General features: G+C 38.5%; 19 protein-coding genes. 8 read left to right on the forward strand and 11 right to left on the reverse strand.

From position 1 onward, the window contains the following. Window positions 1-12 precede the first annotated feature (12 nt). Both lptC and bamG read right to left on the reverse strand, forming a co-directional pair. Complete coding sequence (gene lptC, locus KTV93_RS00755; RefSeq protein ID WP_218249428.1) at window positions 13-603, reverse strand: LPS export ABC transporter periplasmic protein LptC; 591 nt, start codon at window positions 601-603, stop codon at window positions 13-15. Between the two features lie 3 nt (window positions 604-606). Then, window positions 607-1884, reverse strand: coding sequence for a BamG family beta-barrel-assembly machinery protein (bamG, locus tag KTV93_RS00760; protein ID WP_218249429.1), 1278 nt, complete (start codon window positions 1882-1884; stop codon window positions 607-609). 213 nt (window positions 1885-2097) lie between these two features. Here bamG and KTV93_RS00765 point away from each other — a divergent pair, with 213 nt between their 5' ends. Then, window positions 2098-3216 carry a DNA polymerase III subunit gene (locus KTV93_RS00765; RefSeq protein WP_218249430.1) on the forward strand — a complete coding sequence of 373 codons (1119 nt, stop codon included), beginning with the start codon at window positions 2098-2100 and terminating at the stop codon, window positions 3214-3216. A gap of 114 nt (window positions 3217-3330) precedes the next feature. Here KTV93_RS00765 and KTV93_RS00770 read toward each other — a convergent pair whose 3' ends face one another. The 6 genes from KTV93_RS00770 to KTV93_RS00795 all read right to left on the reverse strand — a co-directional run bounded on the left by KTV93_RS00770 (window position 3331) and on the right by KTV93_RS00795 (window position 8654). Then, complete coding sequence (locus KTV93_RS00770) at window positions 3331-4824, reverse strand: carboxypeptidase-like regulatory domain-containing protein (protein WP_218249431.1); 1494 nt, start codon at window positions 4822-4824, stop codon at window positions 3331-3333. A gap of 4 nt (window positions 4825-4828) precedes the next feature. Further along, the gene (locus KTV93_RS00775; protein WP_218249432.1) at window positions 4829-6202 is read right to left on the reverse strand and encodes a CsgG/HfaB family protein; all 1374 of its coding nucleotides are present in this window, start codon (window positions 6200-6202) and stop codon (window positions 4829-4831) included. A 14-nt stretch (window positions 6203-6216) separates the two neighbouring features. After that, window positions 6217-6630 (reverse strand): curli production assembly/transport component CsgF, encoded by a 414-nt coding sequence (locus KTV93_RS00780; RefSeq protein WP_218249433.1) that lies wholly within the window; start codon window positions 6628-6630, stop codon window positions 6217-6219. A gap of 10 nt (window positions 6631-6640) precedes the next feature. Then, window positions 6641-7357 (reverse strand): curli production assembly/transport protein CsgE, encoded by a 717-nt coding sequence (locus KTV93_RS00785; protein ID WP_218249434.1) that lies wholly within the window; start codon window positions 7355-7357, stop codon window positions 6641-6643. A gap of 10 nt (window positions 7358-7367) precedes the next feature. Then, complete coding sequence (locus tag KTV93_RS00790) at window positions 7368-7766, reverse strand: hypothetical protein (protein ID WP_218249435.1); 399 nt, start codon at window positions 7764-7766, stop codon at window positions 7368-7370. Between the two features lie 69 nt (window positions 7767-7835). After that, a complete protein-coding gene (locus KTV93_RS00795) occupies window positions 7836-8654 on the reverse strand; it encodes a hypothetical protein (RefSeq protein WP_218249436.1) in 819 nt (272 codons plus the stop codon). A gap of 247 nt (window positions 8655-8901) precedes the next feature. Between KTV93_RS00795 and KTV93_RS00800 the strand changes: the two genes are divergently transcribed. The 4 genes from KTV93_RS00800 to KTV93_RS00815 are packed head-to-tail and all read left to right on the forward strand — an operon-like array spanning window position 8902 to window position 15078. Then, window positions 8902-9498 carry a TetR/AcrR family transcriptional regulator gene (locus KTV93_RS00800; RefSeq protein WP_218249437.1) on the forward strand — a complete coding sequence of 199 codons (597 nt, stop codon included), beginning with the start codon at window positions 8902-8904 and terminating at the stop codon, window positions 9496-9498. Between the two features lie 2 nt (window positions 9499-9500). After that, complete coding sequence (locus KTV93_RS00805; protein ID WP_218249438.1) at window positions 9501-10838, forward strand: TolC family protein; 1338 nt, start codon at window positions 9501-9503, stop codon at window positions 10836-10838. A gap of 7 nt (window positions 10839-10845) precedes the next feature. Further along, the gene (locus KTV93_RS00810) at window positions 10846-11901 is read left to right on the forward strand and encodes an efflux RND transporter periplasmic adaptor subunit (protein WP_218249439.1); all 1056 of its coding nucleotides are present in this window, start codon (window positions 10846-10848) and stop codon (window positions 11899-11901) included. A gap of 21 nt (window positions 11902-11922) precedes the next feature. Then, window positions 11923-15078 carry an efflux RND transporter permease subunit gene (locus KTV93_RS00815; protein ID WP_218249440.1) on the forward strand — a complete coding sequence of 1052 codons (3156 nt, stop codon included), beginning with the start codon at window positions 11923-11925 and terminating at the stop codon, window positions 15076-15078. Window positions 15079-15153: 75 nt separating this feature from the next. Here KTV93_RS00815 and KTV93_RS00820 read toward each other — a convergent pair whose 3' ends face one another. From KTV93_RS00820 to KTV93_RS00830, 3 genes are all read right to left on the reverse strand, one after another. Further along, complete coding sequence (locus tag KTV93_RS00820; RefSeq protein WP_218249441.1) at window positions 15154-16515, reverse strand: MATE family efflux transporter; 1362 nt, start codon at window positions 16513-16515, stop codon at window positions 15154-15156. Between the two features lie 58 nt (window positions 16516-16573). Next, entirely contained in the window at window positions 16574-17758 is a 1185-nt protein-coding gene (locus KTV93_RS00825) for a sigma-54-dependent transcriptional regulator (protein ID WP_218249442.1), read from the reverse strand. Window positions 17759-17836: 78 nt separating this feature from the next. Then, window positions 17837-18505: a YggS family pyridoxal phosphate-dependent enzyme gene (locus KTV93_RS00830; RefSeq protein WP_218249443.1), complete on the reverse strand. Its 669-nt coding sequence runs from the start codon at window positions 18503-18505 to the stop codon at window positions 17837-17839. A gap of 87 nt (window positions 18506-18592) precedes the next feature. Between KTV93_RS00830 and KTV93_RS00835 the strand changes: the two genes are divergently transcribed. From KTV93_RS00835 to KTV93_RS00845, 3 genes are all read left to right on the forward strand, one after another. Continuing rightward, window positions 18593-19153 (forward strand): hypothetical protein, encoded by a 561-nt coding sequence (locus tag KTV93_RS00835; RefSeq protein WP_218249444.1) that lies wholly within the window; start codon window positions 18593-18595, stop codon window positions 19151-19153. Window positions 19154-19970: 817 nt separating this feature from the next. Continuing rightward, window positions 19971-20603 (forward strand): sensor histidine kinase, encoded by a 633-nt coding sequence (locus KTV93_RS00840; protein ID WP_218249445.1) that lies wholly within the window; start codon window positions 19971-19973, stop codon window positions 20601-20603. A gap of 4 nt (window positions 20604-20607) precedes the next feature. After that, on the forward strand, window positions 20608-21252 hold the full coding sequence (locus KTV93_RS00845) for a response regulator transcription factor (protein ID WP_218249446.1): 645 nt from the start codon (window positions 20608-20610) through the stop codon (window positions 21250-21252). Window positions 21253-21324 lie beyond the last annotated feature (72 nt).

A 21324-nucleotide genomic window follows, 5' to 3' on the forward strand; every position in this document is an offset into this window, starting at 1 on the left:
AATTTACGAAAATTATCTTCCTTTTTCGGGGATTTTTTTAGCGTTTATGTTGCCGGAATTGTTGTAAAAGGTGTATTCTGAGAAATCATCTTTGGCTTTCATTCCGTTTGCTCCTACAAGTGTGGAGCCATCTTTGTCGGTGACGTACACGGTATCCGAAGTGTAAATGAGTCTTTTATTCTGGTCCCAAAATACCGACTGCATCGCGAACATCTGATTTTCATTCGTCGTGATTCTTACATTTCCTTTAGCCTCGTAAAATTTCTTTTTTTCATTGAACTTGGCATATTTGGCATTAATCTTTCCCGGTTCTTTAGGTTTTTTCTTGTCGTAGAAAAGAATATTGATACCTTTTCTTGCAACGATATACGGTGAGTCGATGAATTCGTATTTCTCGATAAGCGGTGCCGTAGCACGCAGCTTTACCATTCCCGAATCACGCTGAACAATATTGGCATTGTTGATGACCTGAGAGGGAAAGTTGGTGTTGTTGTTTTTATTAATGGCTGTTAAATCTTCATCACAGGAAATTAAACCAAAAAATATAGCACAACCCAAAAAGGCGGCTATATTTTTATAGAATATTTTAGCGATAAGATTCATTTCTTAATCATAAAGACGTTTGTTAAACCATTTATCGGCAAAATTCAGTCCGATTCTCAGGTTAACAAAGTTCTGGCGGATCATATTATTTTCCAGCGTTCCTCTTTTCCCGATTTCTAAACCAAGATCGATTCCGCTCATTCTGGCTGCACTTCGGTTTTCGAAAGGCAAGGTAACACCTCCGGTTAAAGCAAACTGATTGATATTGGTTCCGTTGAAAGAAAGGTTTCCTTTTTCGTAATAAGCGCCGTAGCGGTAAGTAACTCTTGAGAAATAATTCCTGAAGTTATTGAAGTTAGGTAAATACCAACCTCCGGCAGCGATTTTGTAAGAATTCTGATTCGTGAACGGCTGGCCAAGAAACTGAATGGTTTCCCCTTTTCTATAATCCAGTTGAGTTCCTACAAACCATTTAGCATCACGTCCGTAACCCGCACCGAATGAAAACTCCATAGGGATAAGGTTTTTATCAGTACTGAAATCCTCGTCTATGATACTTATATTTTCTTTTTGGTTTCCTGTGGTGTAAAAATACGTACTGTTCGTGTAGTTAGTTTCCATCTCACCGGTGTTTCCGAAAGTGTAGGTTGCGCCTAATGTAAGCTTTCTGTCGGTACCAAATTTTTTCTGATAAGCAGAACCAAGTGTGAAATTGAAGGTTTTAATCTTGTTTTTGGTTTCATATCCATTAATCAACTCGGCGTTGGAATAAGTAAGTTCATTAATATCATATAAATTTCCGAAGTAGAAGTTGGTTCTGAAACCTAGACCGAACTCAGGAGAAATCTGATAAGACAACGCTGCCTGAACAGTACTTAGTGTTCCTTCACCCCGAAAAACATTAGCTGTTTTTACTTCGGAATCTTCCACATCCTGCTGTATTAATACAGAATATTTTTTGGAGCTGTAGGGTTGGTAACCCATTCCAAATTTAACTTTCTGTGAAATCGGAAATGCTATAGCAATATTGGAAAGGTAAGATGAATGTTTGGTAACATTCGAATTGTCGTAATCTGATTTGAAGAAATTATTTTCGTTGGTTCCCTCAACTTTTATCGTAGTAAGCTCTAAATTTTTATTTGCAGCGGGGTTGCCGAAATTAAAATTATTGTTGAAATCCCAGATATAAGCTGTAGAGATTCCGCCCATCGCATTTACATCAGTTGTGTTATCATACTTCACATCCCCGATTCCGAAGGCAGCGTAAGGAGAATTACCAATCGTTTGAGCATTCAGGAAAAATCCCGCTGCTGCGAGTGGTAATACAAAAAATCTTTTCATTCTCTATTTTTAAAAATAATGCGCAAATATCTTAAATAATACTGAATTGAGGAAATTTACTTTGGTTAAAGTTTGTTAAGGGGCTTTGCTGTTATTACAAATGAAAATTGAGTCTGGAGAATTCGTCGGAATCTTTGAATAATGATCATTTAGTAGATGTTATAGAAATCATTTAGAAAACCTACGTGAGGCATTTTTTTTTATCTTTGAAAAATGAATTGGGAACAGATTGTAGGTCAGGAAAATCTTAAAAAACTCCTCAGAGAGAGCATTTCAGATAACAGGGTAGGACACGCACAACTTTTCATCGGGAAGGAGGGTTACGGTACACTTCCGCTTGCACTGGCTTTTGCAAAAGAAATTTTCGCGAAAGAAAATCTGCATTCTTCATCAAAAGTAGAACATCTGAATCACCTTGATCTGCATTTCAGTTTTCCTGTGTTTAAAGAAAAAAGCAGCGGACTCTCCGATAATTTTCTTGAAAATTTCAGGGAAATGATTCTTGCTAATCCGTACGCTAATAATGAGGACTGGACTAAAATTCTGGAGTCCGAGAACAAGCAGCTTACTATTTATGCCGACGAAGTTGATGAACTGAATAAAAAGTTTTCTTTAAAAAGTTTCGAAGGCGGCAGCAAAATTCTGATTGTTTGGCAGGCAGACAAAATGAATATTGCTGCTGCCAACAAATTCCTGAAGTTTCTGGAGGAACCGCCGAAAGATACCTTAATCATCCTTACCGCTGAAAATATCGATTTTATTTTACCAACTATTCTTTCACGGACTCAGTTGGTAGAAATTCCCAGAATTCAGGACGAAGACATCGAGACTTTTCTTAAAAACAATCATCAGATTGGAGATGAAAAACTTAGAGAAACCGTTTTTCAGGCTCAGGGTGACTGGAACAGCGCGCAGAAACTTTTGGTTTCCGAAAATGCAGATACAGAATTTGAAGATCTTTTTGTAATGTGGGTTCGCGAGGCATTTCAGGTAAAGAAAAAACCGGAATTTCTGAAGAATATCGTTTTTTGGGGGCGTAACATCGCGGCATGGAACCGTGAAAAACAGAAGAATTTTTTAGATTACTGCGCTGAAATGTTCCGTCTTGCCTTACTTCAGAATTATGGCAACGAAACTTTAGTTTACAAGAGGATTGATTCCGGAGGTTTTAAATGGGATAGTTTTTCCCGGTTTATTCACGGGGCTAATATTGAAGCAATTCTCACCGAAATTTCTGATGCGGATTATCATCTTGAACGTAATGCAAATCCGAGGATAGTTTGGACTGATCTGGGAATTAAGCTTTCACGTTACATTCATAAGGCACCTTAAGTCCTATCTTTATTAACCACCAATCAGTCGGGAAACTAAAAAAGCAGAGTTATTTCCTCTGCTTTGTAAAATAAAAAAAGTTGAGGAATAAATTCCTCAACTCCCTTGAAAACATCACTCCCAATCTGGCATTTCTGCGTCGGGGAATAAGGTAGTTCTTGAATTATCCTCCAGGATAATTTTTAATATATTTTTTACTGATATGCCGTCATTAGAGGTATTGGTAAAAATCACATCAGCATTATTAGGCGAAAATCGGGGATCCAAATCGTTGCTTCCATCGGGCTTGTCAGTTGCCGCAGAAATATCGGTGTGTGTATCCGTTAGCATATTATAAATGAAGATATGTGTATTGAGCTGCCTGTAATTATCTTCCTGATGACCGGAAATATCATGGGTATAGAGTAAAAGGTTACCGTCTACAGAAAAATTAAGTCCTCCCGCCGCACCTGCTACATTTTCCAGCACAGTTTTCACTGTATTTCCCAACATGTCGATGACATAAATTTTAACACTATAACCGTTAGGATCATTCGTTTTCAATGCAATTTTGCTCCCGTCGTAACTCCAGTCGCATTCTGAAATAAAACTACCGTCCGGCGTTGAGTAAACAAGTTCTAATCCACTGCCGTCCTTATTAATCCGGTAAAGTTTAGAGAAGCTTGCATAGAGAAATTCTTTTCCATTTGTACTCCATGAGAAATCAATTTCTGCATTATTAAACCCTGCGATCGGAATTGCTGTGACCTGGAATGGCTGCGAACCATCCGGCTTTGCGGTAAAAATGTGTGCATTTCCGCCGACTGTCCTTAGAAAAGCTATTAAGCCCGCATTTTGATTGAGTCGGGGCCGCCAACTGTTTGTTGAAAGAGGTGTAAACTGAAAATTCGTATTGGCCTCATCACTCGAAACAACATAGTAATTGCCATTGGTGTTCTTTACATAATGGAACCTGTTGTTGGGAACGGAATTAGTTTTAAACCTGAAAACTTCACTGTTTACCGCTGGATTCACTCCGTCGTTTACGCTAACCTGCCAGTAATAAGTTACGCCAAATTTCAAATTTTCAAGAAAATAATGCTTTTCTGTCAAGTCATTAATTTCAACAACCTGACTATCGAAATCATTTTTAACGGTGAGTTTATATTTTAAAATATCCAAAGAGTCAGCATCTGTTGCATTCCATGATAAATCTACTGAAAGTGGCTGATTAATAGCATTGTCTACCGGACTTAATAGTATAGGAACCGATGGCGAAGAATTCAGTGAATCATCATCACTAAGTTCAAAAACAACCGAAACTACTTGAGCATTATTCTTGAGACTAACGCCCTGAAAACTTGTAAGGTAGCCCATGAGCTCTGCCCGGACTGAATAATCGCCAATTGGGATGTTTTCTATGATAAAACTTCCGTCATCTTTGGTGAAAACAGTTTCTGTAGATGGGGTAGTGTGGACTTTTACATTTTTGAGAGGTTGATTGGTACCTTTTTTAATAACAACGCCCTTTAAAGTTCCGGTCTGAACTTTATCTACCAACTCCTCACTACACGAAATAATAGAGAATATCAGCGCAAAAAACGTAAGGATATATAATAGTTTCTTCATGATTTTAGTTTTTAATTTTTTTTGAACTGAAATAATAGTTTAAGCCTAGCCCAATTCTCACACCCTGATCTTTTTGTGATCCGTTGATGTAGTCATCCCAGTCATCATCAAATCCGAAATCATATTGACTTACGACCCGAACCGCAAGATTCTTAGTAGCTAAATATTCCAATCCACCTCCAAACTGTGCTTTGTATCTAGTTTTGTCCGGCGAGAAAAAGGAGCCACCTCCAGCATAAACAAACGGACTGAACTTATATTTTGAAAGGAAAAGATATTCTAAATTGATCTCCGACATCATTACTGATTTTTTGAAGATATCCTTGTTCTCCATCGTAACTGCATTAAAATTTACTTCAGCATTTAAATTATCAGTAAGGAAATACTTAATTCCTGCCTTGCCACCCAGCGTCATCTTTGCATCAACGTAGTCGCCCTTAATTTTAAAACCTTCTGCGTACGCGAACAAAGAAAACTTGCCCCGGTCACTGTTTGGAAATTTGTTGCCGATGAGCCGCTGGTCATTCAATTTCTCTTCTGATTTATAATTGGCAATAATTTCTTTAAAATCCCCCGGGCTTTTCTGTTTATTTGCCCATAGATTGTCACGAACTCCTTCAACAATTAAAGAAAGAACTGCTTTTTCAATAGCTTCAGTGACCGCTAAATGTACCGGCTCATTTTGCGTAATTCCTACATCAGATTCAAGAAGTCGTTCGGCATCAATAAACCTAAAAAAATTGCCGTTTATGCTGGTAGAGAGAATTGTTTTGGATGTGTATACCGTTTTAAGAATCTCTCCTGTAGAAGTCGAAACAGCCCGAAGATAAACGGTAATCCTGTCCTGCCGGTATTGCGCTCCAGCACCCAGGCCAAAATAGCGGGCTCCAATTCCGCCTGTCATTACATTGGTGTCATAAGAAATTACTCCGCCTTCCAGAATTACACCCGCAAAAAGCAGTGGCGGTAACATTGAGGATTCGGTAGCATCGTTTCCCGCATATTCTTTTCTTGTACTTCTAATGATCTGCCTTTCATTCAATAAGTTTCCAATATTTTCACGCTCAATTGGGGTGAACCAACGACTGTCTTCCAGAGCTTTCAATAGTATGGTTGTTGTTCCTTGTGGAATTGCTGTACTCCAACTCGCGCCGTTCTCCGCTGCCTTATATTGGCCGGTTTGGTCGCGAAATTTATAAACTCCCACAACAATTTTCTCTTTTGGTGCCGGCAGATTTTTAATTTCCGGTGTATAAGGAGTAATTTCTCCTAAGGTGGATTTTTCGCTGTTTGTAGGTAAATTAAATAGTGTGCAGTGCTGAAATAGGAGTAAAAGTGGAGTTAGAAATGCTAGTTTTAAAAGGTTGTGTGTTTTCATAGGGTTGAATTTTGTTAACCGCCACCGGGAATAAGAATTTCTGACTGTTCTCCCGTATCGGTATTTAAAATATTGATAAGTAATCCTTGACCGGTTTGTATGACTTCCAGGTATATAGAACCAAAAATGTAGGTTCCTGGCTGCAAATCACCATCCCCGAACTGATCTCCAAAAAGTTTCCGCGACAATTCACTAAGGATTTGCCGGTTTAAATTTTCGGTAAAACTGTCAAGCGAATTTGTACTTCTATCTAATGCTCCCCTAAGATTATTATCAAACTGGTTCTGGGCACTTGCAGAACTCATTAACCATTGGTAGTTGAAAGTATCACCGCCAAATGCGGGATTAATAGGTTTATACACGAGTTGCTGTGCTATGGCTGAAATAGAAAATACTGTTAAAAATACTATGAGTAGTAGCTTCTTCATGTGGAAATTGTTAATATTTAAATTCCTTATTTTTCAAACTGTTTCTGGAATTATACTCCGCAAGGTTTGCCAGTGCCCGGTCGGCTTCAGCATCTATAGATTCTTCATCAGGGCGGGTTAAAAAGCTGTGAATCATTTGATCATCCTGACTGACAATGATTCTGCTGTTACGCCCAAATGATGGAAGTTCAGAAATGGTTACAGTTCCTTCGAATTTCTTAGGAATTTGGTTATACTTTTTAAAAAAGGATTCGTAGAATAATTGCCCGAGTCTGGTTTTGGTTTCATCAATTGTTAAGCCCACCAACTCAATACTGCTTTCGGGGATGTAACTAACTGCAGAACTGAATTTTTCCGGATTAACTTCCAAACTGTCTTTTGATAGTAATTTATCAGATTCCTCATCCTTAACAAACAAATACACTTTCAAGGCATCTTGTTTCGTAAGGTTGATATTAGTTTCTGCAAAGGTTTTAGTTTCATTGGGTTTTAATGAAAATTTGCCGCTTTGTTTATTGCTCGAACTTCCGTTCTTTCCTTTTTTCACAGAAACTAGAATGTAATTCAAGCTGTAATGAATACTTGATTTGCTAATTGCGGTGGCTGTAATTTTCAGTAGACCTTCTTTGTTTTCGGTTATAATTTTTCCGGTAATTCCGCTTAAATGTTGAGCAGAGGTATGGTTAGCCAGAAAAAAAACGACTAGAATTGAGATGAGAGTTTTCATTTTCAAGGGATTAGTAATTTCTCATATAAATCGTCATGTCATTGGCGTTGATATTGATTTTCATGCCATCGGAAATGCTGTTGCTACCCACAATATCAACGTAATTGCCTGAGCCCTGTATATTTATTTCGGCATTTGTAGGGTAATTATTAGGGTTTGTAAAATATATCGTATTGTCGTTACCTACTTGACTGAGTTCTAGATACTCCTGTCTTTGATCTCTTACCTCTACAGTGTTTTCGTTCCCAATTTGGAGTACTATGCTTTGAGAAGCATTTAAGGGATCCTGAACTTGGTGGTTTCTCTGATAATAATCGAGTACATTTAAACTGTTGATTTGATAGGAGTTTACCTGCGCAAACCCCAGGTAGGCAAAGAAAAAACATAAAAATGTAAATAAAGTTTTCATGGGGTCTTTCTTAATTAAAAACACAGGAGAAACCGAAATTCCTCCTGCATTGGTGTATAAAAGTTATTACTAGTTAGATTGAGTAATAATCATCGTATTGGAGTTACCAATCTGTGTTCCTATGTGTGAATGGTTAGTCCCAATTTGCCATGTGTCGGCTAAGTTATTGTTACCAATTTGCCAGTCGTCAGCGTAGTTTCCGCTTCCCCATTGGTATTGAATCAAGTCATTATTGTTTCCAATCTGTAAACCTAAGGTTTCGTTGTTGTTACCGTATTGGTGAGAATCTGCGTAGTTTCCGTTACCATACTGATCGTGAGTAGCATCGTTATTATTACCATCCTGTAACTGATGGATATAATTATCATTACCCATTTGCATTGCAGCAGCATCATTGTTGTTGCCATCCTGAGACTGATAAACTACATTGTCCATACCGGTTTGCTCAGACGATGCATCATTATTATTACCGTCCTGATCTTGGGATGCATAGTTGAAAGCTCCGTCTTGCTCAGCATAAGCATCGTTTCCGTTACCTACCTGTAATTGCTCAACTTCGTTCAGTAATCCGTTTTGATCTGTCTGCGCATCATTGTTATTACCGTACTGTTCTGTACTGTTAGAGTTTCCAATACCCACCTGATCTACATCGATATCGTTGCCATTACCCCAGCTTACAGCGTCGTTTTGGTTAAACCATCCAGTTTGGTCAATATCAGCATCGTTATTGTTGCCAACTTGCAAAAGTGAATTGTTATTCATTAATCCGTCCTGGTCAACTGTAGCATAGTTACCGGTTCCGACTTGTGTAGTTACATCTACGTTGGATTGTGCATAAGCGAAGCTTACTGCGATAAGTGCGAATGCACTAGAAAGTAATTTTTTCATGGTTAAAAAATTTTATTGGTTAGTTTGTGATACAAATGTAGAAGGATAAGGAAAATGAAAAATCACCTATTCAAATGAAAATTAAAAAATCACTGTAAATAATGATTAATGAGGTGATTACACCCTTGGAGATTTTATCTTTGATTGAAAGCAGCAATAGGGCAATAGAAAAATTCAATAAAAAACCAGGAAACTTATTTGGTTTATTAGTTTCCTATTTTTTATATTTGCACGTTCAAATTTAGATATGGATAGAAAATTTCTGGAGAAAGTCGTTGATCTTTTTATCGATAACGGCGCTAAAACCCTCACGATGGATGATATCGCAAAGGAATTTGGGATGTCGAAAAAAACACTTTATCAAATGTACGCCAACAAGGAGGCTCTTTTGGAAGATGTGTTGGAATTTAAGCTTACAGAAGTAATTGAGAAGCTCAGTGAACTGGATAACAAAATAGAAAATGCTGTGGAACGCATGTTTTGTCGCGATGAACACATCGAAAAAGCAGCCAAGTCCAACAATTCATTATTAATACGCCAGCTTATCAAATATTACCCTGCAATCTTCAATAAGCACATGATGAACTTCTCAAAAAGATTCGCAGAAGTACTTATACATAACATTGAAAGAGGTAGGGAGCAGGGTTATTACAGAGATGATTTCGATGCAAGATTATATGCAGGTATCTACTTTCAGATGGTAATGTCTTATGACAATTCACCGTTTCTGGATACGAGTAAAACCGACCGTACAGAGTACAGCAATATTGCGCTCATGTTTTATATGAATGCAATTACCACCGAAAAAGGCAAACAACAGTTAAAAAAATATAACAATTTATAACAATGAAAAAGTTAATCTTAACCTTAATCCTGTCCGGCGGATTTTTATATGCTCAGGAAAACAAGGTTCTTACTTTACCCGAAGCTATTTCCTATGCATTGGAGCACAAAGCCGACGCGGAAAAAGCCCGGCTAGATATCCGTAAAGGAGATGCACAGATTGCAGAGGTAAAATCCAATGCTTATCCGAATATAAGTTTCAACAGTTCTACCACCTATAACCCTCTGCTGCAGGAATCTGTGTTACCGGGTGAAATATTTGGAGCACCGGGGCAACAGGTAAAAGTAGCTTTCGGTCAGAAATGGACTTCAAGCAATATGGTCCAGCTTACACAGAATCTTTTTAACCAATCAGTTTTTGTAGGCCTTAAGGCAGCTAAATCTACTAAAGAATTTTACCTTCTTAATGCAGAACTTACAGAAGAACAGATTATCGAGAAAGTTGCAAACGCTTACTTTCAGGTTTATCAGGCAGATCAGATGTTGAAAAATGCCGAAAGCAATCTTGCAATCACTAATCAGACCATCAAAATTATTAAAGGTTTATATGATGCAGGATTAGCCAGAAAGATTGATTATGACAGGGTAGTGGTAGCACGTAATAATGTGAGTTCCGGTGTTAAGCAGCTTGAAAATACGGTAGATTTAGCAGAAAACTCTCTCAAATTTATGATCGGAATGCCGATGGCTCAGGAAATTACACTTCCAGAGCAGACTTTTGATCCAGCATTGCTGCCAGACCGTTCTACAAATTTCTCTGACAGAAGTGAAGTGAAACTGGTAAACAAACAAATAGAATTGCTGCAGTGGCAGAAGAAAGCAACCGAAGCAGAATATTATCCAACTGTTTCGCTTTCTGCAAACTACGGTTTCCTTGGTCAGGGCGATAAAATGCCTTGGTGGAACGGGAAAGACAATGGTGTTTACTGGTCCGATATGGCATCGATTGGTTTGAATGTGAGAGTACCAATATTTAATGGCTTCGCAACCAAATCCAGAGTGGAACTCAATAAAATAGAAATAGAAAAAGCACAGGCAGATCTAAGAGAAACCGAACTGGGTCTGGATCTTCAGCACAAGAACGCAATCACCAAGCTTGAAAACAATATGACGATGATTGATATGCAGAAGGAGAACGTTTCACTTGCAGAAAGTGTGCTGTCGAACACCAGAAGCAATTACCAGCACGGTTTGGCAACATTAAACGACATTCTTGATGCAGAACGCGACCTTACCGAGGCTAAAAACAATCTTACAAAAGCAAAATTAGACTATAAACTTGCAGAAATCGACCTGTTGAAATCACAGGGTAAACTCAAAACATTAAACGATATCAATTAATAAAACTATGAAAAAGAATACAATCATCACGATACTTGCCATCCTGGGAATTGGCGCTGCATTTTATTTCATTCTTCAGCGTAACAAGAAAAGCAATGAAGAGAAAGTAGCCATCGTGGCCGAAAAGAACAAAGATGTAGCCGTGCGTACAACTGTAGTTAAAGCAGAAGACATCAGCGGAGAATTTACTGTGAACGGAACTTTTTTACCAAACAGACAGGCTCAGGTTTCAGCAGAAATGGGCGGACAGCTTATTGCACTTTATGTAAAAGAAGGCAGCTACGTAAGAGCTGGACAGAGTATTGGCAGAATGGCTGGTGAAAAGCTCAATGTAAACGTTTCCGGCGCGAAAGCAAATCTGGATAATGCGATTATGGCGCTGAACCGTTACGAGATGGCTTATAAAACCGGAGGAGTAACAGCGCTGCAGCTCGATCAGGCAAGGCTTCAGGTAAAAAATGCCAGAACGCAGTTACAGGGAGCAAATCTTCAGTCAGGTGATACGAATGTTATTTCTAAAGTCAGCGGTATCGTAAACCAGAAATTTGTTGAAGTTGGAACCGTTTTAAATCCGGGAACTCCAATTGTTGAAGTGGTAGATATCTCTTCAGTTAAGCTTAAAGTTGATGTTGACCAGTCTATGGTAAGCCAGCTTGCGGTAGGCAATACGGTAAAAGTTCAGCCTGATGTGGTTGAAGGTGCTATTGATGGCAGAATTACTTTCATCGCGCCGTCAGCTTCAGGAGCACTGAAATTTCCGGTAGAAATTACCGTTTCCAACAGTTTCAACAAACTGAAAGCAGGGATGTACGGAACTGCAATCTTTAACAGAAGCGGCAACAACAACGTTCTTACGATTCCTAGAGAAGCTTTTGTAGGAAGTGTAAGCGATAATCTGGTGTTTGTTGTGAGAGATAATATTGCTTATCTGACGAAAATTCAGGGAGGCGCAAACTACGGAAGCAAAGTGGAAGTTATCAGCGGTTTGAAAGCAGGTGATGAAGTTGTTACCAGCGGCCAGATCAACCTTACCGACAAAACGCCGATCCGTAAACTTAAATAATAATCGATTAAGAATATATAGATGAAATTAGCAGAAGTATCGATTAAAAGACCCAGTCTGGTCATTGTAATGCTTGCATTACTGATCATTGGAGGGCTTTTCAGCTATTCGCAGCTGAACTACGAACTTATTCCGAAATTTGAAGTAAAAGTGGTAACTGTAGCTACGGTTTATCCGGGTGCTTCGCCTTCGGAGGTTGAAAATACAGTTTCAAGAAAAATAGAAGATGCGGTTTCCGCGCTGGAAGGAGTAAAGAAAATTCAGTCTAAATCCTATGAAAGTCTTTCCGTGGTCATCATTCAGTTTAATAATGATGCCGACGTAGATTTTGCTCTAAATGAAGCGCAGCGTAAGATTAACGCCATCCGTTCAGACCTTCCGGAAGATATCGATGAACCGTCACTAACACAGTTTTCTCTTTCAGATATGCCGATCGTAAGAATGGGTGTAACCGGAAACCTTACCGAAAATGAACTCTACGACCTTATTGATCAGCGAATTCAACCTGTATTCTCCAGAATTCCAGGGGTTTCTAAAGTGGATATTGTTGGCGGGCAGGAAAGGGAAATCCGCATCAACCTGAACCAGGAAAAACTGGAAGGTTACGGACTTACCATTCCGGAAGTTCAGCAGATTATTACAATGTCGAACTTAGATTTTCCTACGGGAAGTTTAAAAACAAGATCAAACAGCACACTCATCCGTCTGGCAGGAAAAATTTCTTCAGTAGAAGAACTCAGAAACCTTACGATTTCATCTAAAAATGGGCAAAACATCCGTCTTTCAGATATAGCAGAGGTTCAGGATACCCAGAAGGTAGCTGATAAAATAGCACGTATCAATCAGGAAAATACCATGATGCTTCAGGTACAGAAACAGACCGATGCCAACGCTGTAGAAGTGAGCCGTTTGGTGCAGGAAAAAATCGCCCAGATCGAAGAGCAGTACAAAGGAAGTAATATCAAGATAACTTTAGCAAGTGATACTTCTACCTTTACGCTGGAAGCGGCGAACGCTGTAATCAAAGATTTGCTGATTGCGATTGCGCTTGTAGCATTTGTAATGATGTTCTTCCTGCACAGTTTCAGGAATGCACTGATTGTAATGGTAGCGATTCCAACTTCGCTTATTGCAACATTTATCGGAATGTATCTTTTGGGATACAGTCTGAACTTAATGAGTTTACTTGGACTTTCCCTCGTGGTTGGGATTCTTGTGGATGATGCAATCGTTGTTATTGAAAACATCCACCGCCACATGGAGATGGGCAAAAACAAAGTACGTGCCTCGTACGACGGTGCAAAAGAAATCGGATTTACTGTTACGGCGATTACGCTGGTAATTGTGGTGGTATTTCTGCCAATTGCGATGAGTTCCGGATTGGTTTCCGACATTATCTCGCAGTTCTGTGTCACGGTAATTATTGCAACTTTGCTTTCATTACTTGTTTCATTTACGGTTGTTCCATGGCTTTTCTCACGTTACGGAAAACTGGAAGTTATTAATAACAAATCTTTCTTTGGTAAAATACTTGAAAAATTTGAAAACGGACTTACCTGGTTTACGCACAAAATAGAAGGAATCCTGAAATGGAGTTTAGTAAACAAACTGAAAACCTTCGGGATTACCATTATTTTATTTGTTAGCGCAATTGCATTGGCAGTAATGGGGTATATAGGCTCCGACTTCTTCCCGGCAAATGATAAAGGTGAGTTCCTTGTACAGATCGAAATGCCGAAAGATACTTCGCTTGAAGAGACCAACTTTATCACCCAGGATGCTGAAAAGTACCTCGCGCAGAAACCTGAAATCGTTAAAATGATTACTTCGGTCGGTCAGGTGAGTGGAGGAATGGGAGCGATGCAGTCTACCAACTATAAATCAGAAATCAGTCTTGAACTGGTTCCAAAATCTGAAAGAGAAGATGATACCAAAGTATATGCTGCCAAACTGAAACGTGAACTTGAAAAAGTATTGGTCGGCGCTAAAGTAACCACGGTGCCGGTAGGGTTTATGGGTGCAGAACAGGCCCCGCTTCAGATGACCGTTACTGGTACAACGCTGGAAGATGCAATGTCTTACGCCAAAGCCGCAGAAGCTAAGTTGAGAACAATCGACGGAGCTTCAGAAATTAAACTGAGTGTGGAAGAAGGTAATCCAGAGATTTCGGTTACGGTAGACCGTGATAAGATGACATCTTTAGGATTAAATGTGGCTACCGTGGGACAGACGTTGAGAACAGCTTTCAGCGGGAATACAGATAATAAATTCCGTACAGGAAGCAATGAATACGACATCAATATCATTCTTGATGAAGCCAACAGAACCAACATTGACGATGTGAGAAGCATCAACTTTGTGAATAAAGACGGATTTAAAGTTCAGCTTTCGCAGTTCGCAGACATCAACTTTACTTCCGGCCCGGCGCTGCTTGAGCGTTACGACCGTTCGCCTTCCGTTACCGTACAGGCACAGACTGTAGGTAAAACGACAGGTGGTGTAGCATCGGAATGGGAAGCAAAAATGGCAGAAGTGAAGAAACCAGCCGGTGTAAACTGGGTCTGGGGTGGAAATATGGAAAACCAGAGTGAAGGTTTCGGAACTTTGGGAGTAGCCTTGCTTGCTGCGATCCTTTTGGTTTACATGATTATGGTAGTACTTTATGATGACTTCCTGAAACCGTTTATTGTACTTTTCTCTATTCCGCTTTCATTTATCGGTGCACTTTGGGCATTGGCATTAACCAATCAGAGTTTAAATATCTTTACGATCCTTGGTATCATTATGTTGATTGGTCTTGTGGCGAAAAATGCAATTTTACTTGTAGACTTCGCTAATCACAGGATTGATAAGGGAGAGTCGATTGAAAATGCTTTAGTTCAGGCAAATCATGCGAGACTTCGTCCGATTTTGATGACAACTATTGCAATGGTATTTGGTATGCTTCCGATTGCAATGGCATCAGGTGCAGCGGCAGAAATGAATAACGGACTTGCAATTGTTATTATTGGAGGACTTATTTCATCCCTCTTCCTTACCCTGATTATTGTACCTGTAGTTTATCTGATTATGGTAAGACTGGAGAACAGATTTGCCAAAAAAGAGAAGACCAATTACGAAGAGGAAATGGTGGCTGACTACGATCACATCCATCCTGACCAGGAAATTGAGTTTTAAATAGAAATGTTAATCAAACTTCAAATAAAAAATCCCCGAATGTAATTTCGGGGATTTTCTGTTTTAAGGTTTTAATTAATGAGCTGCATTGATTTTTCTTTGCGAAAGACTCAAAAAACGGTAAACAAGCAAAACCGCGGAGACGGTGAGCCCCAGACCTAAGGCAATCCACATTCCGAAAGCGCCCATTTTCATCGGAACACATAAAATATAACCTAAAGGAATTGCTATTAACCAATACGCAATGAAAGTAATAATAGAAGGAATCTTTACATCCTGAATTCCCCTTAAACTTCCGAGTGCCACGACCTGGATTCCGTCTGAAAGCTGAAACAGGGAAGCAATGATCAATAATTTTGCTGCTAACTGCACCACATCGATATCTTCAGGTTTTGTAAAGAACGTAGGGAGTATATGTCTGCCGACAATGAAAAACACCCCGCATACAAACATAAAAATGAAGACAATCTTCAGATTATTAATGCCGACTTTCTTAAGCCCAACATAATCCCGCTCGCCAAGTTTGCGGCCAATAAGCACTGTGGAAGCAACACTAAATCCGATACAAAGATTAAATGTAAATGAAGCCATTGATAATGCAATTTGGTGAGACGCAATGTCTTTTGCTGAAACCAGCCCACAGATAAAAGCCGCGCCCGCAAACGCAGTAACTTCAAAAAACATCTGCAAAGCTGTAGGAAAACCAATTTTCAGCATTTTACTGAACATTTCTTTGGAAAATTCTGCAATCTTTAACGAAAACGCCTTGATATACTGTCTGGTTTTTTCTTCTTTCAGCAAGACATAATAAAGAAAAATCATCATGAAAATTCTCGCGATTAAACTTGCTAATGCAGATCCCTGGACACCCATCGCCGGAAACCCAAACATCCCTTTAATGAAGACATAATTCAGAATAATATTAATGACATTGGCAATAATGGTGGCTTTGGTTACCCCGATGGTGTAAGATAAACCTTCAGAGACTTCGCGCAGCGTCTGAAACACCATGAACGGCAGAATACTTAAAGTCATGATGCTCAGAAATCCAATTGTATCGGGAATAATTTCTACCGGCTGATCCATATGATAGAGTAGCGGCATGGCGGCGAAAAGTAGAATCATCAGCAACAATCCAATTCCCAGGTTAATCACAAAACCATGTCTGAAAACTGAATTAATGACGCTGTGTTTTTCCTGCGAATGAGCCTCAGAAACTAGTGGCGGAATGGCAAACGAAAATCCAAGCGCAAATACAAAAATCGAAAAAAACACCGCATTTCCCAGTGATACCGAGGCTAGAGCCTGTGCTCCTAAAAGTTTTCCCACAATAATATTGTCGAACAAATTTACCGATACCTGACCAACCTGTGTGATCATAACGGGAAGCGCTAATGTAAGACACGCCTTCGTGTACTGCTTGTTGAGAAATGCCATAAAAAAAATTTGCAGCAAAAATACTGCAAACTTTTTCTAGTTATTTATTTTAATGTAATTATTTCCTTACGAAACTTGCAACATCATCTTCCGAGACCGGATTTGATCCTAAGATAATAAGCCGCTCGACGACATTACGTAACTCACGGATGTTCCCTGTCCAGCTGAAATTTTCAAGGGCGGAAATCGCTTTTTCGTCGAAAACCTTCTGAGCGGTGCCATGCTCTTCGGAAATCGTTTTGGCAAAATGATCTACCAACAGACGTATGTCTTCTTTTCTTTCATCCAATGGCGGCACGTAGATTTCGATTACCGATAGCCTGTGATACAAATCTTCCCGGAATTTCCCGGCTTCTATTTCCTGCTTCATGTTTTTATTGGTAGCTGCCAAAACACGAACATCAACTTTGATCTCTTTATCGCTTCCTACCGGAGAAACCTTGCTTTCCTGTAACGCCCGCAAAACTTTTGCCTGAGCAACGAGGGTCATGTCACCAATTTCATCAAGAAAAATAGTTCCGTTATTTGCCAGTTCAAATTTCCCCTGTTTATCTTTGATGGCGCCTGTAAAACTGCCTTTAACATGTCCAAAAAGCTCAGATTCGATAAGTTCTGATGGAATTGCAGCACAGTTAACTTCAATCATTGGTCCTTTGCTGCGTTCACTTTGCGCATGGATAGAGTGAGCCACCAATTCTTTTCCTGCCCCGTTTGGTCCAGTAATTAAAACTCTGGCATCAGAACTAGCCACTTTTTCAATCATGTCCTGAATTTTCTTCAGGGCAGCGGACTGACCAATCATCTGATATTTCTTGTTTACTTTTTTCTTTAATGTCGTATTTTCTACTTTCAGAACCTGATTAGTTCTGGTAAGATTTCTTTTGTCTAAAGCGTTTTTAACACTGGTAATAAGACGGTTGATATCAATGGGTTTCGAAATGAAATCATATGCACCTTCTTTCAGGCAATCTACAGCAGTATCGATATCTGCATGCCCGGAAATCATCACGAATGTGGTATCTGGTTTTAGTTGTAAAGATTGTTTAAGTAACTCAGTGCCTGAAAGTTTAGGCATTTTGATATCGGAAACGACCAAGGCGAAATCATCTTTCTCAATATGCTTAAAGCCTTCGAGACCGTCTTCTGCGATTACAAATTCGTAATCCGGCAACTCGTCTGAAAGAATACTTTGAAGTACGCCCGAAATGGCTTTTTCATCTTCAACAATTAAGATTTTTTGCATTAATAAAAATTTATGGATTTAATAAAAATTCAGTTTAAAATTTGCATATTATTCAGCAATAATCGTACCTAAAACCAATTATAGGTCATATTGTCGGTTTCCGAAAATTGCAGATCCAATCCTTACGGAATTAGCTCCACAGGAAATAGCAACAGGATAGTCGTCACTCATACCCATCGACAAAAGTTTCAATGGTTTCTGTAAGGAGAGTTTGTCGAAGATTTGTTTTAGAAGAGTAAATTCTTTCTTCACCTGGTTTTTATCATCCGTAAAGGTGGCCATGCCCATTAAACCGTTAATTTCTATATGGGGAAACTTTCCATTCAGCCACTCCTGAAAAAGTTCTTTTGCTTCGTGTATTTCCAAACCGAATTTAGATTCCTCTTCAGCAATTTTTACCTGAAGCAAAATTTTTATTTTTCTTTGGTTTTTTGCGGCCTGTTTATCGATTTCCTCTAAAAGTTTCGAAGAATCTACACTCTGAATCGTATCGATAAAAGGTGCGATATATTTTACTTTATTGGTTTGGAGATGTCCAATCAGGTGCCACTCGATATCTTTTGGTAGAAGAGATTGCTTTTCACAGAGTTCCTGTACTTTATTTTCGCCGAATACCCTTTGCCCTAAATTATACACTGTAAGAACTGCCTCTACAGGATGTGTTTTCGAAACTGCAACAAGTTGGACCTCTTCAGGTAAATTCTTCTTTATTTCTTGATAATTATGAGCAATATTTTTGGAAAACATATAAAATTTTGTGGTATCAGTAAAAAAAGGGTGTTTTTACTATAATTTGTAATCAAATATAAACTATTTTTGGTTAAAATAAAAACTATGAGAATAAAAATCTACTCAACAAGAGCAATACTCTTGTTATTAACTGCGGTTGTTTTATCTGGCTGCACACAGGAAAACAAACAAATGCAATCCGCTGAAACTGAAAAAAAACCTGAACAATCATCAGTAAACGACAGTTACCAGAAAAAACTGATTGATGGAAACCTAATGTCGGAATTAGATTCGGTTTACTCGGCAACCAATTACAAATATATCAACGAAAAGAGAGAAAAAGGCAAACCAGATTCAAGAGAATTTTGGTACACCATTGATGAACTTGAAGGTTATATCGCATTTGCCAAGAAAGAGGCAGAAAGCAAAGGAGAAAAAGTAACAGGTCTTAAAATAAAACTAGGACAGTATCCGGCTAAAGGACCTTTCGATTCAAGATTGGATGCCAAACTTTATGGTTACCAAACAGTGTATTTGATTCCCACTGTTATATCAGATAAAGATGACGCGCAAGCTAAATCTGAAGACCAGAATTCTTCTGTAAAAGGTGCAGAGATTCAGGGAGTGCCGGGAATGGATCTTTCTTCGGCTAATCCGCCTTACTAGTATTTGCTATGGAAATTAACAGATTATATTTAACAAGTGTCTTGCTTGTTGTTTATCTATTGATCATCAGTCTATTAATATTAAAACGGAAGAAATTAGGACCACATATCGGGTATTTTATCGCATCGATGATTGTGGTACTTCTCGCTGAAATGTTTTCTACAATCGGAAAAGTGCTTTATGGTGACCAATATAATTCCACGCCATTTATGGCTGGGGGAGTTATCATTTGTTTCTTCAGCATCGTTTTGATTTACTTCTATAAAATATTGAATACCAAACGTTTGAAAAAAATTCAGTTGGGCATTATTTGTCTAAATTCCGTGAATATTGCTCTTTCGATAATTTTCATGAGTGATTTTTTTGTCTATCTTCCTTATTTAACATATTTCCTCACCATCATACTTTTACTTTTTTCGATTACCTTATTTTTCTTTGAAACCTTCAATTCAGAAAAAATATTTAACATTACTTCATATTACCCTTTTTGGATCGCAATCAGTCTAATTGTACTTTATTTGGGTCTTTTGCCCCTGATAATTATCAGTAAAAATGCAATTCAACTGTCAATTTCTAAAGATATTTTTCTCATCTTACTTTATTCTGTTAACTTTACAGGATACGCAATTATGCTCACCGGCATATTCTTTAGTAAAAAAGAAAACTTAATTATGGAAAATTGAAAGCCAATGAGGTCGACATACTGGTGATAATATCAACCATCATTATACTCTTTGTGATTTTAATGATGGTTTTGGTGTATATTTTCTATGTCAGAAAAAAAGGTGAACTTCTTCTTTTGCAAAAAGAGAAAGAAATGAATTTTCAGCAGGAACTTACGCTCGCCCAGATAGAAATGCGTGAAGTCACGCTAACTTACATAGGTCAGGAACTGCACGACGATATTGGTCAGAAACTATCGGTCGCAAAACTTATGATTAACCAGGTGATCGCACAGTGTGAGGAAAGTGCCAAATCAAATCTGAATGAGATTAACGAATTATTGGGGGAAACCATTCAGGATCTCCGGAATATGTCTAAGACCTTTATCACTGATCAGGTAGAACATTTTGGGCTTATTGATTCGCTGGAGATTGAGATGAACCGGATTTCACGCCTAAAACTCATAGATATTGAATTTAGAAGCAATAAACACGATATAGAAATTAACCCGAAGGATGGAGTAATCATCTTCCGGATCATTCAGGAGAGCGTCAATAATACACTGAAACACTCTAAAGCAAAAAATTTAAATATTCAGGTTGAGGATGCACCCAGAATACTTACCATTACAATTACTGACAACGGAATTGGAATCGATGAACAGAGCGGACACGGCTCGGGCCTCAGTAATATGAAAAAACGGGCACTGATGATGAATGCCGACTTACAGATTAGCAGTGAGAAAAATGTAGGCACCGTGTTGAAACTTATATATCCAAAAAAATAAGACAATGGAAACAGTAAAAGTTGCAATTGTTGATGATCACAAACTGGTATCTAAGGCATTGGAAAATATGATTTCCCTTAATCCCAAGTTCCAGGTTATAATGAATTGTTTTAACGGTCAGGATTTTATTGACGAGCTTCAAAAAACCAAAAATTTTCCGGATGTAGTTTTAATGGATATCAATATGCCCATTAAAAACGGCATCGAGACAACTGCCGAAATTTCTAAGAAATTCCCGAATCTAAAGATAATCGCCCTTACAATGGAAGATAACGAAGGGACAATCATTAAGATGCTGAAAGCTGGGGCTAAAGGTTATCTCCTTAAAGATATGTCACCCGACATTTTATTCAATGCTATAAATATCGTACATGAAAAAGGAATATTTTATACCGACTTGGTAACGCAAAGTCTGCTTAAGATCAAAACCGAACAGAAGTTTATGAACGATCTGAACGAAGGATTAAAAGACCGGGAACTGGAATTCGTAAAATTAGCCTGTTCTGAACTTACTTACCGCGAAATCGCCGACCAAATGTGCGTGAGTCCCCGAACAATCGACGGATACAGAGACTCTATCTTTTTGAAACTCAATGTAAAAACCCGTGTCGGAATTGTTTTATTTGCAATAAAACACAATTTATATTAAAAAAGGGTGTTTTCACGGTTTTTCTAGACAATATTAATAGTACTTTTGACCTATCAAATACAACACAAATAA

Source organism: Kaistella faecalis (assembly GCF_019195395.1).
Classification (GTDB): Bacteria; Bacteroidota; Bacteroidia; order Flavobacteriales; family Weeksellaceae; genus Kaistella; species Kaistella faecalis.

What these genes read in the sequence shown, in the direction of transcription:
- KTV93_RS00780 (WP_218249433.1), bottom strand. Translation starts at nt 6,630, where the DNA reads ATGAAGAAGCTACTACTCATAGTATTTTTAACAGTATTTTCTATTTCA.
- KTV93_RS00815 (WP_218249440.1), top strand. Translation starts at nt 11,923, where the DNA reads ATGAAATTAGCAGAAGTATCGATTAAAAGACCCAGTCTGGTCATTGTA.
- KTV93_RS00795 (WP_218249436.1), bottom strand. Translation starts at nt 8,654, where the DNA reads ATGAAAAAATTACTTTCTAGTGCATTCGCACTTATCGCAGTAAGCTTC.
- bamG (WP_218249429.1), bottom strand. Translation starts at nt 1,884, where the DNA reads ATGAAAAGATTTTTTGTATTACCACTCGCAGCAGCGGGATTTTTCCTG.
- KTV93_RS00805 (WP_218249438.1), top strand. Translation starts at nt 9,501, where the DNA reads ATGAAAAAGTTAATCTTAACCTTAATCCTGTCCGGCGGATTTTTATAT.
- KTV93_RS00790 (WP_218249435.1), bottom strand. Translation starts at nt 7,766, where the DNA reads ATGAAAACTTTATTTACATTTTTATGTTTTTTCTTTGCCTACCTGGGG.
- KTV93_RS00840 (WP_218249445.1), top strand. Translation starts at nt 19,971, where the DNA reads ATGAATTTTCAGCAGGAACTTACGCTCGCCCAGATAGAAATGCGTGAA.
- KTV93_RS00810 (WP_218249439.1), top strand. Translation starts at nt 10,846, where the DNA reads ATGAAAAAGAATACAATCATCACGATACTTGCCATCCTGGGAATTGGC.
- KTV93_RS00770 (WP_218249431.1), bottom strand. Translation starts at nt 4,824, where the DNA reads ATGAAGAAACTATTATATATCCTTACGTTTTTTGCGCTGATATTCTCT.
- KTV93_RS00830 (WP_218249443.1), bottom strand. Translation starts at nt 18,505, where the DNA reads ATGTTTTCCAAAAATATTGCTCATAATTATCAAGAAATAAAGAAGAAT.
- KTV93_RS00825 (WP_218249442.1), bottom strand. Translation starts at nt 17,758, where the DNA reads ATGCAAAAAATCTTAATTGTTGAAGATGAAAAAGCCATTTCGGGCGTA.
- KTV93_RS00785 (WP_218249434.1), bottom strand. Translation starts at nt 7,357, where the DNA reads ATGAAAACTCTCATCTCAATTCTAGTCGTTTTTTTTCTGGCTAACCAT.
- KTV93_RS00800 (WP_218249437.1), top strand. Translation starts at nt 8,902, where the DNA reads ATGGATAGAAAATTTCTGGAGAAAGTCGTTGATCTTTTTATCGATAAC.
- KTV93_RS00820 (WP_218249441.1), bottom strand. Translation starts at nt 16,515, where the DNA reads ATGGCATTTCTCAACAAGCAGTACACGAAGGCGTGTCTTACATTAGCG.
- KTV93_RS00775 (WP_218249432.1), bottom strand. Translation starts at nt 6,202, where the DNA reads ATGAAAACACACAACCTTTTAAAACTAGCATTTCTAACTCCACTTTTA.
- KTV93_RS00845 (WP_218249446.1), top strand. Translation starts at nt 20,608, where the DNA reads ATGGAAACAGTAAAAGTTGCAATTGTTGATGATCACAAACTGGTATCT.
- lptC (WP_218249428.1), bottom strand. Translation starts at nt 603, where the DNA reads ATGAATCTTATCGCTAAAATATTCTATAAAAATATAGCCGCCTTTTTG.
- KTV93_RS00835 (WP_218249444.1), top strand. Translation starts at nt 18,593, where the DNA reads ATGAGAATAAAAATCTACTCAACAAGAGCAATACTCTTGTTATTAACT.
- KTV93_RS00765 (WP_218249430.1), top strand. Translation starts at nt 2,098, where the DNA reads ATGAATTGGGAACAGATTGTAGGTCAGGAAAATCTTAAAAAACTCCTC.